The following is a 14,191-nucleotide window of genomic DNA, read 5'->3' as shown; positions in this document are numbered from 1 at the left end:
TCTATGAATATGCCCGGATCGTCTATTGCTCAGATCAAAAACAAATTATTTGTGTTGATCAAAGAGTTGAGTAATACTTCGAGTTTTTTTAGATGAATAAAGTTGGATCATGCGCTCCGGAAAGATGGTCCGCCGCAAGTATGACCGGTCCGCTTGATGCGGCCGGTCAAACTTTGCGGAATATCACTGATGATGCATCTTAATCGGAGCACAAATTTGAACAAGAAACCATAATAGAATCGAATATGATCACCCTGAATGTAAATCAGAAACAATACCAGATCGATGCCGACCCGAATATGCCGCTATTGTGGGCTATCCGGGATATCATCGGCCTGACAGGTACTAAATATGGTTGTGGCGTAGCGCAATGCGGGGCCTGCACCATTCATTTGAATGGCGAGGCCGTTCGTTCCTGCGTGACCAAGGTCAGTCGTGCAGTAGGTCAGCAGGTGACCACGATCGAAGGCCTTTCTAAAGCCAATGATCATCCTGCGCAACTGGCCTGGAACGAAGCGAACGTGCCGCAATGTGGTTATTGCCATTCAGGCCAGATCATGTCTGCCGCGGTATTATTGCGAGAGAAAGCCAACCCGACCGACGCCGATATCGACGCCGCGATGGCCGGTAATATTTGCCGTTGCGGTACTTACCAGCGTATCCGGGAGGCTATCCACCTGGCCGCTAAACTACAGAAGGAGGGCGCGAAATGAAAAGGATATCGATCGTGATCGGCACGCCATTGCTGTTGATCGGCCTGATGGCGTTCATATCCGGCAATAGCAGCAAGGACAAGGAAAACCCGCTGCCACCATTTAAAAAAGACAGTATAGCTTCGGTGAAGGCTTTCGGCGATGTTTATAAAGTGTTGATGAGCCCGCGCTGTATGAACTGTCACCCATCCGGAGATATCCCGCTACAAGGCGACGACAGCCATCTGCACACCATGTCGCCTCAGCGCGGCAAAGACGGGAAAGGCATCTATGCGATGAAATGCAGCAATTGCCATCAACTGACCAATACACCAGGAGTACACACCCCGCCGGGAAACCCAAATTGGCATTTGCCTCCGGCCGATATGCGCATGGTATTTCAGGGAAGAACACCGCGTCAGTTGGCTTTGCAACTGGTCGACCCGAAGCGGAACGGTCACAAGGATATCAAAAAGCTGATCGAGCACGCGGATGACGGACTGGTACTTTCGGGCTGGGATCCCGGTGAGGGCCGGACCTTACCGCCAATGAGCCACGCGGCGTTCAAAAAAGCCTGGCTGACCTGGTTGAATACCGGGGCTTACGCGCCAAAGAAATAATATAAACCAGCGATAGATATGTCAGTACAAGAGAAAGAAAATATATCAAGGAGGGGTTTCCTGAAACTTGCGGGGATAGCCGGTTCTGCACTTTGTCTCGGCCTTTATGTGTCCGAAAAAGCTGAGGCCAGCGTACTTAATGAAGCGCAGGCCACTGCGGCGATCGAAGGCGTTGAACTCGCCGCTTGGATCATCATTAACACCGATGGCAAGGTGACCCTGATCAGCCACCGGGCTGAAATGGGACAGGGTGTTTACCACTCGATCGCTCAGATCATTGCTGAAGAACTGGAGGTGGATCTTTATAAAGTGGACATCCAATTTGCGCAGGGTGACGAAAAGAAATTCGGCAGCCAGCTTACCGGCGGTAGTTCTACCATCAGGGGAAGTTACAAGAATTTGTTGAAGTTAAGCGCCACTGCCCGGCAGGTCCTGATCCAGGCCGCAGCGAACCGATGGAACGTTCCAGCAGCGGAGTGTTACGCTGCCTTAGGGCATGTTCATCATAAGCCATCGGGCAAAAGCGCCCATTATGGCGAGCTGGTGGCCGATGCGGCCAAATTAACAGCTCCCGCCAATGTGAAGTTGAAAGCCCGTGCCGACTATAAGGTGATCACTAAACCCCTGCACAGGCGGGATTCTCCTTTAAAGACCAATGGCGAAGCGATATTCGGTATCGATAAACGCTTGCCGGGTTTGCAATTCGCGGTGGTGGAAAGGAATCCCCGTTTGCGCGGTAAGGTGAAAAGTTTTGACGCGACCGCCGCATTGAAAGTGCCCGGTGTGACCAAGGTATTTAAAGTGGTGATGGGTGTGTGGACCACCGATCGCGAAGGGGTTGCCGTCGTTGCCAATTCGACATGGGCGGCTATGCAAGGCAAAAAGGCATTGAAAGTGGAATGGGATGATACGGGATTTGAACATATCAGCACCGCTGAGATCTTTACTCGTCAGCGTGAACTTCTGAAAACGAGCGAAGGCTTGCCGCTCCGTACGCAGGGCGACCCGAATGGGGTCATCGCCGGTTCGGCAGATAAACTCGATGTGGTCTATGAGACGCCTTATCAATCGCACAGTTGTATGGAGCCGGTCAACTGCATCGCGCATTTTCAAGGCGACAAAGTAGAGATCTGGGGACCTGTACAGGCACCGAACTGGATACAGGATTACGTAAGTAAAAAGATGGGGCTGGCGCCTGAGAAAGTGATCGTGAACATGACCTTTTTAGGTGGTGGGTTCGGTCGTAAGGCCATGCCCGATTACCCGCATGAGGCCGCGGTTATCTCTAAGGAGATCGGTGCACCCGTGCAGGTAGTTTGGACACGGGAGGATGATGCCACACAAGGGCCTTATCGCCCGGGCATCTCTTATCGTTGCGAAGGTGTAGTAGAGAATGGGGCGATCAGCGCGCTCAAATTCCGAATGGCAGGTCAAAATAATGACCACTGGCGCAGCCCGGACAATGGCCGGCCGAACCGCAGTACTTCAGAAGGTTTTTTAAAGCCCTATTATGATAGCATCAAAAACCTGAGTTTTTCAGACGTACCCTTTAAGACACCTATACCGACCAGTTTCTGGCGTTCAGTCTATGCCTCCACTAATGGTTTTGCCTATGAAAGTTTTTTGGATGAGATAGCTCATAAAGCAGGTAAGGACCCGCTGGCGCTACGCCGGGAATATCTGAAGGATGAACGCCTGCAAAAACTGATCGATAAAATGGAAGCCGTATCCGGCTGGAAAAGCCGCCGAAAGAACCAGGGTTTCGGGGCGGCTATTACCGAATGTTTTGGTAGTACCGTCGGCCATATCGTAAAGGTCTCTAAAAAGACGGGTGGCGGCATCCATATTGATAAGGTGTGGGTGGTGGTCGACTGCGGCTGGTATGTCAATCCGGATATTATCAAAGCGCAGGTAGAAGGTAGTGTGGTGATGGGTCTGGGCGCAGCTACCATTCACGAGATCACGTTCAAGGACGGGATGGTTGAACAGCGCAATTTCTACGACTATAAAATGCCGCGCATCACCGATATACCCCTGACTGAAGTGCATATCATTGACAATGATGCCGACGCCGGCGGTATGGGCGAACCCGGCCTGCCCGCTTTTGCCCCGGCATTGACCAACGCGATATTCGACCTGACCGGCAAACGGATAAGGAAATTGCCTTTTGATCTTAACGCGGTCTGATGCGATATGAAACACTGACGGAATTATAAATGATGACCGACTATAAACTGCAAGCCGCAGAACGGGCGATCCAATTGATCGCTCCCGGACAGACCATCGGACTGGGCGATGGATCAGCCGTATTGCATTTGGCGGACCTGGTCGCTGCTGACAGTAGTCTTCGCACGGGACTTACCCTCACTACCTCGTCGGCCCGGACGGCCGAACGTTTAGTTGCACACGGTCTGACCGTCCGGCCATTAGCTGACCTAAGCGAATTGGATATTTATTTCGATGGCTGTGACCAGTTCGACCGGGAGCTTAACGCGATAAAAAGTGGTTCAGGAATTCACACGCATGAGAAGATAGCCGCTGCAATGGCCGGGGAGTTCATACTGATCGGTGACGAAAGCAAGTTTGCCGAGCAGTTGGGCAACCTTTACCCGGTCGTGCTGGAGGTTGTCCCATTCGCCCTAAGATCGGTACAAGCCCGGTTGTCAACCGCCTTTTCCGGTGTGATTTTCAAGCAGCGTCTCGAAGCAGGTAAGCATACACCTGTGATCACTACGCAAGGCAACTATCTACTGGAAATGAGTTTTAATGTCCTGCCTGAACTGGAGGATATGGATATCTATCTAAAAATGCTACCGGCTGTATTAAACCATTCCTTGTTCTACCACCTGGCAACATCGGCTGTCATCGCCGGCCCTGAAGGTACAACAGTACTTCGGCCTGCCCGCCGGTCAGTTTAGTGAGCGGTACTCATTCGGCGTTCGACCTACTCGTTTTTTGAATACCCGCGCAAAATGTTGCGGGTACTTAAACCCCAACTCATAGGCCACCTGGTTAATGGTCCTGGTCCCGTCGGCCATCTTTTCTTTGGCCATATCGATCAGTTTCAACTGGATAAATTCCTGCGCGGTATTGCCGGTCTCTTTTTTGATCAGGTCACCAAAGTAATTAGGTGAAAGATGAAGCTGATCGGCAAAATAAGCGACCGATGGCAAACCTGATAACTGAGCTTGGTCAGAATGCAAATACTCATTCAAAGCGTTCTCAAATCTTTCTAATACGCCATTGACGACGTGTTCGCGGGTGATGAATTGCCTTTCGTAAAACCGTATGCTGTAATCAAGGAATAGCTCGATGTTGGATACGATCAGCTTTTTACTATGCTTATCGATACCCCGTTCCAATTCATAACTGATCTTATTAAAGCAGTCCAGCACGATTTGGCGTTCCCGGTCAGACAGGTGCAGCGCCTCGTTAGACTGATAACCAAAAAAAGTATATTCCTGTATCCGTTTGCCTAATGATGTACCATGGATCAGGTCAGGATGAAACGCCAGCGCATGCCCTTTGGGCTGGTAGATCTCGCCGTTACTGTTAACCCCTGCCACCTGACCCGGTGCAATAAAAACGAGGGTGCCTTCCTGATAATCATAGGTATCGCGACCATAGACCAGGTCACCGCATTTCACATCCTTTAGGAATACGATATAAGATCCAAAATACATACGGGAACCGCTCCTTGGATCTGCCTTGGACAGGTCGACCACACTAACGAGCGGATGCCGGGTCTCGTTATTATTGAATTTGTTGTATCCGTCGATGGTATCGAAGCGTCGTAGCGTGTCCATAATTAATAGATCTGTCATTCAAAAATACGCTGAATAACTGTTTGTTGCATATAACATGCGCCGAATCAGTAATAATGGTAGTAATATCCGTGATCTGTATCCTGTTAATTCAACAGCGGGGCATGACCTTTGTACCATCTAATTAAAAGCACTGACAAATGCAGACCATAAAATTAAATAACGGTGTAGCAATGCCCCTTTTAGGTTTTGGCGTATTCCAAGTGACCGATCTGACCGAATGTGAACGAAGCGTGATCGATGCGATCGGGACGGGTTATCGTCTGATAGATACGGCGCAGGCCTATATGAATGAGGAAGCGGTAGGTAAAGCGATCAAAGCCAGCAGCGTCGCCCGGGAGGAATTGTTCATCACCACTAAGCTGTGGATACAAGATAAAGGTTACGAAGGCGCAAAAAAGGCTTTCGAGCATTCTTTGAAAAAACTACAACTCGACTACCTGGACCTTTACCTGATCCATCAGCCATACGGCGATGTTTACGGAGCATGGCGGGCGATGGAGGAATTATACAAAGAAGGTAAGATCCGGGCCATCGGTGTTAGTAACTTTCAACCCGACCGTCTGATCGACCTGATCATTCATAACGAGATCGTGCCAGCCGTTAACCAGGTAGAAACTCATCCTTTTCACCAGCAATATGAGGCGCATCAGTTCATGCGGGATAACAACGTACAGATCCAATCATGGGGGCCTTTTGCCGAAGGTAAGAATGACCTTTTCAAGAACGAGTTATTGCAAGCCATTGGCGATAAGCACAATAAGTCTATCGCACAGGTCGTATTGCGCTGGCTGACCCAACGTGGCGTAGTTGCTATCCCAAAGTCGGTACGTAAAGAGCGCATGGGTGAAAATTTGAACAGTTTAGACTTTGAGCTAACGGCCGGGGACATGGATAAGATCAGGACATTGGATACTAACGCAAGCAGCTTTTTTGATCACCGTGATCCTAAAATGGTGAAATGGCTGGGTGAACGAAAATTGAACAACTAAACAACTGCACGATGATAATTCAACGGATAGGCTCTAAGCCATCGGCAAACGGACCGGCGGAGTATTTTACAGGGACGGTACGCATCGACCCGCTGAACGAACCGCCTGAACCGGCACGGGTATCCATGGCGCTGGTCACTTTTGAACCCGGTGCCCGCACTGCCTGGCATACGCATCCATTTGGTCAGACGATCATTATTACCACAGGTGCCGGCTGGGTGCAACGAGCCGGGGAAGCCCGGGAAAATATCTACGCCGGCGACGTGGTGTATTTTGAACCGAACGAGAAACACTGGCACGGCGCGACCGCCACGACCGCTATGAGCCATATCGCGGTTCAGGAAAAAGAAAATGGCTCTCCAGTGGCCTGGTTGGAAAAGGTTACGGACGAACAGTACAATAGCTAAAGAACAGTTATGAAAACAAGACAATTAGGAAATAGCGGTTTAGAGGTTTCAGCCCTCGGTTTAGGTTGCATGGGTTTGAGCTTTGGTTACGGCCCTGCAACGGATAAAAATGAAGCGATCAAATTATTGCATGCGGCGGTAGAACGCGGTGTAACTTTTTTTGACACGGCCGAGGCCTACGGTCCGTTCGATAATGAAGAATTGTTGGGCGAAGCACTGGCACCTTATCGCGATCAGGTAGTGATCGCTACCAAATTTGGTTTTAAAGATGGTAAACCGCCATTGGGTGCCGATAGCCGGCCGAAACGCATCCGCGAAGTAGCCGAAGCATCATTGAGAAGGTTGCGTACCGAGCGGATCGACCTGTTCTACCAGCACCGGGTAGACCCGAACGTACCGATCGAGGATGTTGCCGGGACGGTGAAAGACCTGATCGCTGAAGGTAAAGTGAAACACTTCGGTCTATCAGAGGCAGGTGCCGGAACGATCCGAAAAGCCCATGCTGTTCAGCCGGTGGCGGCGCTTCAAAGTGAATACTCGCTGTGGTGGCGCGACCCTGAACAGGATATCCTGCCAACGCTGGAAGAACTGGGGATCGGTTTTGTCCCTTTTAGTCCGCTTGGTAAAGGTTTTTTGACCGGCGCGATCAATGAAAACACAGCTTTTGATAAAAACGATTTCCGTAACACGGTCCCACGTTTTTCCGAAGAGAACCGCAAGGCCAATCAGGCATTGGTCGATCTGTTAGGGAATATCGCTAAAGATCAGGGGGCGACCCCGGCGCAGGTCGCTTTAGCCTGGTTACTGGCACAAAAGCCCTGGATAGTGCCTATACCGGGTACCACCAAACTACACCGGCTGGAAGAAAATCTGGGTGCGGTAGATATTGAACTGACCGATACATACCTTAGTGAGATAGGCGTTGCCTTAGACAATATCGAGGTACAAGGCCATCGCTATTCTGAACAGGCGCAGAAGATGATCAACCGTTAATTATTGTGATACTAACATACACGAACGCAACCGGAAATAATATCTAAGCTAATGAAAAACATCCGACAGATAGGGGCGATCATGACCATCATTTTAAGCCTGGTGACCGCCTGTTCCAAAGCCCAGCGACCGGCGGGTGATGAAAAGGTCAGTTTAAGTGGAAAAAAGGTATTGATCGTTTACTTATCCCGTACAAATAATACGAAGGCCATTGCGCAGATCATCCAAACGAAGGTTGGAGGAACATTGGTTAGTTTGGAACTCGTCAACCCCTATCCACAGAACTACCAGACCATTGTGCAGCAGGTGGCGAACGAAAATGCTTCCGGTTTCCTGCCCCCACTTAAAACCAAGATCGACGGCATAGGTCAATATGATATTATTTTTCTTGGTTTCCCGACCTGGGGTATGCAGCTGCCGCCTCCGATGAAAAGTTTTCTCAAGCAATATGACCTCAGCGGCAAAACCATTGTTCCATTTAATACCAACGCGGGTTATGGGATCGGGAGCACATTCGCTACGGTTAAGGAACTGGCTCCCAAAAGCCGGGTGCTCGACGGTTTTACGACAAAAGGTGGTATTGAGAGGGACGGGATACAGTTTGTTATGGAAGGAGAAAAAGCAACGTTAGTTACCAACGAGGTGGGTGCCTGGTTAAAAAAACTTGGTTTGGTAAATTAATAGCTTTTCCAGATCATTTTCCAAGACAGATGGCCAAGCAACAGGAACTTGATCTTCAATGCCGTCTGCAGACATGTGATTTACCGGTCCGTTCCCGGAAGAAATACGCAAATACTTTCAAGTCGACGATCAATACAAGGGCACACACGACTATAATGTGTCGCTTTATTTTTTTGATCGGGACAAGAACCAACGGCAGATAACTGTAAAAATGTTCGATGCGAAAACATCTAACTTGATAGCCCCTATAAAGATAGTGAGGGACTGTGTTGGAGGCGCTTACCTTACTTTCTCCTACAACAAGTCGAGCAAACAGGTAATTCGCTATTATATGATCTTTAGCTTAGTGGTATTGTAACTGCAAAAATTATCTTTGGTAATGTGGTTCACAATTGCTTAGTAAACGATCAATAAAAACATGAATACCGGAAAATACTACAGTCTATCGCATTTTATACCCTGGTCGCGAAGGTTCATTTATTTTATGCTGATCGTAAGCAGCATCCCTTGTCTGCTATATTACTTTCTCGACTTCACTTGGGTAGCCATACCCTGGGTGCCCATAGCGCTTGTGGGTACGGCGGCCGCCTTCATTACCGGCTTCCGTAATACCCAAACATATAATCGTGCCTGGGAATCAAGGCAGATATGGGGCGGTATTGTCAACAGTAGTCGTACTTGGGGCGTAATGGTCACAAGTTTTGTAAGGCAAGACCCTACTACCGAGGGGGCGCTGCATAAGCAAATGATATACCGCCATATTGCCTGGCTTACTGCGCTACGCTTTCAAATGCGCGAATCAAGGCCATGGGAGAACGTGAAAAACAAAGCCATCTACATCGAGTATCGCCAATATTATAAAATACCCGAATGGGAAAGCGACATGGCTATCGAACTGTCGCCACTGCTTGCCGATGACGAATTGAAGAATATACTTTCAAAAAGTAACAAAGCTACTCAGCTTATCAAACTGCAGTCGGCAGAGTTGAGGAAGTTGAATGAGGAAGGCCATTTAGTAGATTATAACTATGTGGAAATGGAGCGGGTGTTAAAAGACCTGTACGATCTGCAAGGCCGCAGCGAACGCATCAAGAATTATCCTTATCCGCGGCAGTTCGTAAGTGTTAGTTTCTATTTCATCTACCTGTTGGCGCTATTGCTTCCGTTAGGCTTTTTAAGCGAATTTTCTAAGATGGGTAAGGGGCACATCTGGCTGACCATCCCGTGCAGCGTTATTGTTGGGTGGATGTTCCTGGTGCTCGAATCTATCGGCGAAGCTACCGAGAACCCTTTTGAAGGTAACGCGAACGATACGCCGATCACCAGTATGTCGCGCACGATAGAAATAGACCTGCGCGAAATGTTGAATGAGCAAGATATCCCGCCACCGCTTACAGCTGTTAATAACATATTGATGTAACACATCTGTAGGGCAGATATTGGGAGCGCCGTATACGTTTTGATAAGGCTGTTATCAATGATATTTTGTTTTAACAATTATTGGTTCTATTTTTAGACAGTATCATGGTCACCTATGCCATGAACGAAGAATCATCTATAAATTATGAGATCGCGCATATCGATTCTATCTATTTTATTATTATCGGCAGTTTCGGCTACAGCACAGGAAAAGCCAAAGAACTATAAACAGGATATCGACGGGACGAAACTTTCTTTCGAGATGACCGGCATACCCGGTGGCCAATTTGTAATGGGCAGTAAAAAAGGCAAGCCAGATGAAAAGCCTGTACATACCGTAAGCGTAGCTCCTTTTTGGATCGGTACTTATGAAGTTATCTGGGATATATACGAACCGTTTTTATACAAAGACTTTGAGGTGACCCACAATGTTGGCGCAGTACCTGCCAATGTTGATGCTGTGACCCGGCCTACCAAGCCCTATCTGGACATGACCTTCGGGATGGGTAAGGAAGGGCAACCGGCTTTAGCCATGACACATTATAATGCCATCCAGTTCTGCAAATGGCTTTATGCCCGTACGGGAGTATTTTATCGCTTGCCGACCGAAGCTGAATGGGAGTACGCTGCAAGGGCAGGAACCACGACCGAGTATTTCTTCGGCGATAACGCAGGCAAACTTGGCGATTATGCCTGGATCGCTTCTAATAGCGATGCAAAAACTCATAAAGTGGGTGAGAAGAAACCTAACCCCTGGGGGCTTTACGATATTTACGGCAATGTAGCGGAGTGGACCTACGACCAATACCTGCCCGAGTTTTATGCTTCGGTAAAAGATAAATCGGCAGATCCGGTGGCAAAGCCTGAAAAATTGTACCCGAATGTAGTAAGGGGGGGCGCTTATAACGATGAAGCAAAAGATGCAAGGTCGGCGGCCAGAACGGCATCAGACCCGGCATGGAAACAATTGGACCCGCAGATACCTAAAAGTAACTGGTGGTTCCCCGAGGCGCCTTTTGTTGGCTTAAGGTTAGTGAGGCCGTCAGTAACGCCATCTAAAGAAGCTATTGACGCTTACTATGATAAAGCGCCGATCAAAGATTTTTAAGTAACCAATAACCATATAAACAAACCTGAGATATTATGAGTTTTGACGAACCGGGCGCAAACAAACGCCGAGAATTTTTGAAAGCCTCGGCGCTGGTTGCCGGAGGGGTGATGCTGAATGGCGTAGCTTTTGCCGGCGGCGCTGCACATTCATCTGTTGATGATACCATTAAAATTGCTTTGATCGGCTGTGGTGACCGTGGTACTGGCGCGGCTTTCCAGGCCCTGAACACCAAACAGAATCTGAAGCTGGTTGCTATGGCCGATGCTTTTGCCGACAGACTGGAGAAAGCACATGGCCTCCTGTCCGAAAAGTATGGCGCGAAGGTAGATGTACCTAAAGAGCGCCGTTTTGTAGGTTTTGATGCTTACAAACAAGCCATCGCCCTGGCTGACGTGGTGCTGCTGGCGACGCCTCCGGGCTTTAGGCCATGGCATTTTGAGGAAGCAATCGCTCAAAACAAACACGTGTTTATGGAGAAACCTGTAGCGGTAGATTCTCCGGGCGTGCGTAAGGTGTTGGCTACGGCTAAATTGGCCGAGCAAAAGAAACTGAACGTAGTAGTAGGCCTACAGCGCCGCTACCAGACCAGCTACCGCGATACCATGAAACGTATCCATGATGGCGCGATCGGCGATATCACCGGCGGACAGGTTTACTGGAACAGTGGTGGTGTTTGGGTAAAACAACGCGAGCCGAACCAAACCGAGATGGAATATCAAATGCGTAACTGGTACTATTTTAACTGGTTATGCGGCGATCATATCACAGAGCAGCATATCCATAATATAGATATTGCTAACTGGATCAAAAACGCTCACCCGGTATCAGTACAGGGAACCGGCAGCCGTGCCTGGAGGACAGGTAAGAATTACGGCGAGATCTATGATAACCACTCGGTTGAGTTAACGTATGCCGATGGTGCAGTGATCCATAGCCAGTGCCGCCACTTTGAGGGTATCGATAACCGGGTGGACGAAAGTTTCCAGGGTACTAAAGGCCGTGTTTTATTTGATGCCGGCGCTAATCGTGGTAGAATTTGGGATACCAAGGGCAAGCAGGTATTTGACTATAGCGCAAAAACCAATGCCAACCCTTACCAGACAGAACACGACGAACTTTTTGAGGCTATTGCCAAAGGAGAATATAAGTTTAAAGACGCAGAACGTGGTGCGATAAGCAGCATGACATCTATTATAGGCAGGTATGCGACATATTCCGGCAAAAAGATCAGTTGGGACGAGGCGTTGAATGCTAACAATAGTTTATTCCCTGATCAGTTGAGCTGGACGGCTAATCCTAAAGTTATGCCTGATGCCAATGGACTGTACCCGATCCCAACGCCGGGCAAGACCAAGGTGATCTGATAAGGTAAAGCTGTAAATGTGTTCCCTTAAAACGGCATCTATTTTAATAGTACTGCTGCTGAGCTTTGTCCGGCCGGATAAAGTTCAGCGGCAGTATAGTATATATGGATACGCGCAGGGGACAAGCTACACCGTCAAATATTTTGCTACGGATAGCGTGGTCACCAAAAAGGCTTTAGATAGTCTGCTGTTGCAGATAGATTCGTCCATGTCGCTTTATAAGCCGTTCTCTCAGATCAACGCTTTCAATAGTTGCTCAAAAGAGATGAAGATAGACACGCACTTTGCCAGGGTGATGCAAAAGTCGTTTGAGGTTTACAAGGCGACCGATGGTTTGTTCGATGTCACCGTAAAACCACTGGTGCAAGCCTGGGGTTTTGGCAGCGAACGTATCAAGAGCCTACCCGATAGCGCCCGTATTACTGAACTGCTGAAATGCACAGGAATGGCCGGCTTAAAACTAAAAGGCGATCTGCTGCAAAAACGATCACCGTGTTTGCAAGTAGATCTGAATGGCATAGCGCAAGGTTACAGTGTAGATGTGGTGGCAGATCATCTCGCTAAAAAAGGTGTCCGTTCTTACGTAGTAGAAATAGGGGGGGAGTTGCGCATCAACGGCACCAAGCCGGACGGGACCATGTACAAGATAGGTGTTGAAGGACCGGGACAAGGCGAGAATGCCGAACCCATTCTAAAACATACGGTCAGTTTCAACAATGGTGCGATCACCACATCGGGCAACTACCAGAAATATATACAGCAAGGGAAAAAGCGGATATCGCATTTGATCGATCCTAAAACCGGTTATCCGCTGGATACGGAAATGATCAGCGTAACAGTGTATGCCAAAGATGCCATTACAGCCGACGGCTACGATAACGCCTTAATGGCCATGACCGTAAAGCAGGCCATAAAGTTTGTGGATCAGCGCAAGGGTATGGAAGCCTATATGGTTTATCGCCGGGCGGATGGTAGCGTTGCGGATACACTTACGGCAGGCTTTAAAAAATTAATAGTGACCCAATAACCCAACCTAATTATGAACCGAAAAGATTTTTTAAGAAATACAGCTATCGCTACTGGTGCCCTGGTCTCAGGAACGGCGATGGCATCGGCCGCGACCGAAAATGTTGCAGCTAACGGCACACAAGCCGGAAAGACCTTCAACCTGGATTACGCCCCGCATCAGGGTATGTTCAGAAATAACGCCGGCGACTCATTCCTCGATCAGATCAGATATATGCACGATCAGGGCTTCAGATCCATTGAAGATAACGGCTACCTTGGCCGTGCTACCGATGAGCAGACCAAAATAGGCGAACTTTTAGCCAAGCTGGAAATGCGCATGGGCGTTTTTGTTGTCGATGGTGGCGATAACTGGAAAACCTCGTTAACCACCGGCAAAAAAGAGTTCAAGGACAAATTTGTAGCTACTTGCAAAAAGTCGGTAGAGGCAGCCAAGCGTTGCAACGCCAAATGGCTGACAGTAGTACCTGGTTTTTACGAACGCCGTTTGCCTTGGGGTAACCAATTTGCCAACGTGATAGATGCTATGCGCGCCGGTGCGGAGATATTTGAACCCCATGGTTTGATTATGGTGTTGGAGACCCTAAGTGACACCCCTGAGTTATTCCTACAACAAACGCACGAAACCTATGCCGTTTGCAAAGCGGTGAACAGCCCATCGTGTAAGATACTGTTTGATATTTACCACATGCAGAAAACCGAAGGCCAATTGATGGTGAACATAGACCGTTGCTGGGACGAGATAGCTTATCTGCAGGTCGGCGATAACCCGGGCAGGAACGAGCCTACCACCGGCGAGATCAACTATAAAAATCTATTCAAATATATCCACAGCAAAGGATACAAAGGCGTAATGGGTATGGAGCACGGTAACTCCAAACCGGGCAAGGACGGTGAACTGAGAGTGATACAGGCTTATCGCGATGTTGATAACTTCCTGACATAGACCACCGAGACCTGTCAGGTCGTTTTAAATTTTTTTTGAACGCCCATCTTTTATTAGAGATGGGCGTTTTGCACAAATCTGCAGAAAAAATAATTCTCAGAAATAACCAATTTTAT

General features: G+C 48.5%; 14 protein-coding genes. 13 read left to right on the top strand and 1 reads right to left on the bottom strand.

Annotation, left to right across the window (positions count from 1 at the left end):
* Window positions 1-245 precede the first annotated feature (245 nt).
* The 4 genes from IRJ16_RS17745 to rpiA are packed head-to-tail and all read left to right on the top strand — an operon-like array spanning window position 246 to window position 4,230.
* On the top strand, window positions 246-713 hold the full coding sequence (locus IRJ16_RS17745) for a (2Fe-2S)-binding protein (RefSeq protein ID WP_194112978.1): 468 nt from the start codon (window positions 246-248) through the stop codon (window positions 711-713).
* Entirely contained in the window at window positions 710-1,312 is a 603-nt protein-coding gene (locus tag IRJ16_RS17740) for a cytochrome c family protein (protein WP_194112977.1), read from the top strand. The genes IRJ16_RS17745 and IRJ16_RS17740 overlap by 4 nt, the downstream gene beginning before the upstream one ends.
* Window positions 1,313-1,330: 18 nt before the next feature.
* A complete protein-coding gene (locus tag IRJ16_RS17735; protein WP_194112976.1) occupies window positions 1,331-3,499 on the top strand; it encodes a molybdopterin cofactor-binding domain-containing protein in 2,169 nt (722 codons plus the stop codon).
* Window positions 3,500-3,528: 29 nt separating this feature from the next.
* The gene (rpiA, locus tag IRJ16_RS17730) at window positions 3,529-4,230 is read left to right on the top strand and encodes a ribose 5-phosphate isomerase A (protein WP_194112975.1); all 702 of its coding nucleotides are present in this window, start codon (window positions 3,529-3,531) and stop codon (window positions 4,228-4,230) included.
* On the opposite strand, the gene IRJ16_RS17725 is transcribed toward rpiA, so the two are convergent.
* Window positions 4,222-5,118, bottom strand: coding sequence for a helix-turn-helix domain-containing protein (locus tag IRJ16_RS17725; protein ID WP_194112974.1), 897 nt, complete (start codon window positions 5,116-5,118; stop codon window positions 4,222-4,224). The genes rpiA and IRJ16_RS17725 overlap by 9 nt on opposite strands.
* 158 nt (window positions 5,119-5,276) lie before the next feature.
* Between IRJ16_RS17725 and IRJ16_RS17720 the strand changes: the two genes are divergently transcribed.
* The 9 genes from IRJ16_RS17720 to IRJ16_RS17680 all read left to right on the top strand — a co-directional run bounded on the left by IRJ16_RS17720 (window position 5,277) and on the right by IRJ16_RS17680 (window position 14,075).
* On the top strand, window positions 5,277-6,128 hold the full coding sequence (locus IRJ16_RS17720; RefSeq protein WP_194112973.1) for an aldo/keto reductase: 852 nt from the start codon (window positions 5,277-5,279) through the stop codon (window positions 6,126-6,128).
* 11 nt (window positions 6,129-6,139) lie between these two features.
* Window positions 6,140-6,535 carry a (R)-mandelonitrile lyase gene (locus tag IRJ16_RS17715; protein WP_194112972.1) on the top strand — a complete coding sequence of 132 codons (396 nt, stop codon included), beginning with the start codon at window positions 6,140-6,142 and terminating at the stop codon, window positions 6,533-6,535.
* A 9-nt stretch (window positions 6,536-6,544) separates the two neighbouring features.
* The gene (locus tag IRJ16_RS17710; protein WP_194112971.1) at window positions 6,545-7,528 is read left to right on the top strand and encodes an aldo/keto reductase; all 984 of its coding nucleotides are present in this window, start codon (window positions 6,545-6,547) and stop codon (window positions 7,526-7,528) included.
* A 51-nt stretch (window positions 7,529-7,579) separates the two neighbouring features.
* A complete protein-coding gene (locus IRJ16_RS17705; protein ID WP_194112970.1) occupies window positions 7,580-8,209 on the top strand; it encodes a flavodoxin in 630 nt (209 codons plus the stop codon).
* Between the two features lie 418 nt (window positions 8,210-8,627).
* Window positions 8,628-9,629 carry a bestrophin family protein gene (locus IRJ16_RS17700; protein ID WP_194112969.1) on the top strand — a complete coding sequence of 334 codons (1,002 nt, stop codon included), beginning with the start codon at window positions 8,628-8,630 and terminating at the stop codon, window positions 9,627-9,629.
* Window positions 9,630-9,773: 144 nt separating this feature from the next.
* Window positions 9,774-10,736 (top strand): formylglycine-generating enzyme family protein, encoded by a 963-nt coding sequence (locus IRJ16_RS17695; protein ID WP_194112968.1) that lies wholly within the window; start codon window positions 9,774-9,776, stop codon window positions 10,734-10,736.
* Window positions 10,737-10,771: 35 nt separating this feature from the next.
* Window positions 10,772-12,103, top strand: coding sequence for a Gfo/Idh/MocA family protein (locus IRJ16_RS17690; protein WP_194112967.1), 1,332 nt, complete (start codon window positions 10,772-10,774; stop codon window positions 12,101-12,103).
* Between the two features lie 16 nt (window positions 12,104-12,119).
* Window positions 12,120-13,130, top strand: a complete 1,011-nt coding sequence (locus IRJ16_RS17685) for an FAD:protein FMN transferase (RefSeq protein WP_194112966.1) — start codon at window positions 12,120-12,122, stop codon at window positions 13,128-13,130.
* A gap of 12 nt (window positions 13,131-13,142) precedes the next feature.
* Entirely contained in the window at window positions 13,143-14,075 is a 933-nt protein-coding gene (locus tag IRJ16_RS17680) for a hydroxypyruvate isomerase family protein (RefSeq protein ID WP_194112965.1), read from the top strand.
* Window positions 14,076-14,191 lie beyond the last annotated feature (116 nt).

The sequence above is a fragment of the Mucilaginibacter myungsuensis genome (assembly GCF_015222005.1).
GTDB classification, from domain to species: Bacteria; Bacteroidota; Bacteroidia; order Sphingobacteriales; family Sphingobacteriaceae; genus Mucilaginibacter; species Mucilaginibacter myungsuensis.
This window is presented reverse-complemented; position numbering and strand designations above follow the sequence as displayed.

What these genes read in the sequence shown, in the direction of transcription:
- IRJ16_RS17745 (WP_194112978.1), top strand. Translation starts at nt 246, where the DNA reads ATGATCACCCTGAATGTAAATCAGAAACAATACCAGATCGATGCCGAC.
- IRJ16_RS17740 (WP_194112977.1), top strand. Translation starts at nt 710, where the DNA reads ATGAAAAGGATATCGATCGTGATCGGCACGCCATTGCTGTTGATCGGC.
- IRJ16_RS17735 (WP_194112976.1), top strand. Translation starts at nt 1,331, where the DNA reads ATGTCAGTACAAGAGAAAGAAAATATATCAAGGAGGGGTTTCCTGAAA.
- rpiA (WP_194112975.1), top strand. Translation starts at nt 3,529, where the DNA reads ATGATGACCGACTATAAACTGCAAGCCGCAGAACGGGCGATCCAATTG.
- IRJ16_RS17725 (WP_194112974.1), bottom strand. Translation starts at nt 5,118, where the DNA reads ATGGACACGCTACGACGCTTCGATACCATCGACGGATACAACAAATTC.
- IRJ16_RS17720 (WP_194112973.1), top strand. Translation starts at nt 5,277, where the DNA reads ATGCAGACCATAAAATTAAATAACGGTGTAGCAATGCCCCTTTTAGGT.
- IRJ16_RS17715 (WP_194112972.1), top strand. Translation starts at nt 6,140, where the DNA reads ATGATAATTCAACGGATAGGCTCTAAGCCATCGGCAAACGGACCGGCG.
- IRJ16_RS17710 (WP_194112971.1), top strand. Translation starts at nt 6,545, where the DNA reads ATGAAAACAAGACAATTAGGAAATAGCGGTTTAGAGGTTTCAGCCCTC.
- IRJ16_RS17705 (WP_194112970.1), top strand. Translation starts at nt 7,580, where the DNA reads ATGAAAAACATCCGACAGATAGGGGCGATCATGACCATCATTTTAAGC.
- IRJ16_RS17700 (WP_194112969.1), top strand. Translation starts at nt 8,628, where the DNA reads ATGAATACCGGAAAATACTACAGTCTATCGCATTTTATACCCTGGTCG.
- IRJ16_RS17695 (WP_194112968.1), top strand. Translation starts at nt 9,774, where the DNA reads ATGAGATCGCGCATATCGATTCTATCTATTTTATTATTATCGGCAGTT.
- IRJ16_RS17690 (WP_194112967.1), top strand. Translation starts at nt 10,772, where the DNA reads ATGAGTTTTGACGAACCGGGCGCAAACAAACGCCGAGAATTTTTGAAA.
- IRJ16_RS17685 (WP_194112966.1), top strand. Translation starts at nt 12,120, where the DNA reads ATGTGTTCCCTTAAAACGGCATCTATTTTAATAGTACTGCTGCTGAGC.
- IRJ16_RS17680 (WP_194112965.1), top strand. Translation starts at nt 13,143, where the DNA reads ATGAACCGAAAAGATTTTTTAAGAAATACAGCTATCGCTACTGGTGCC.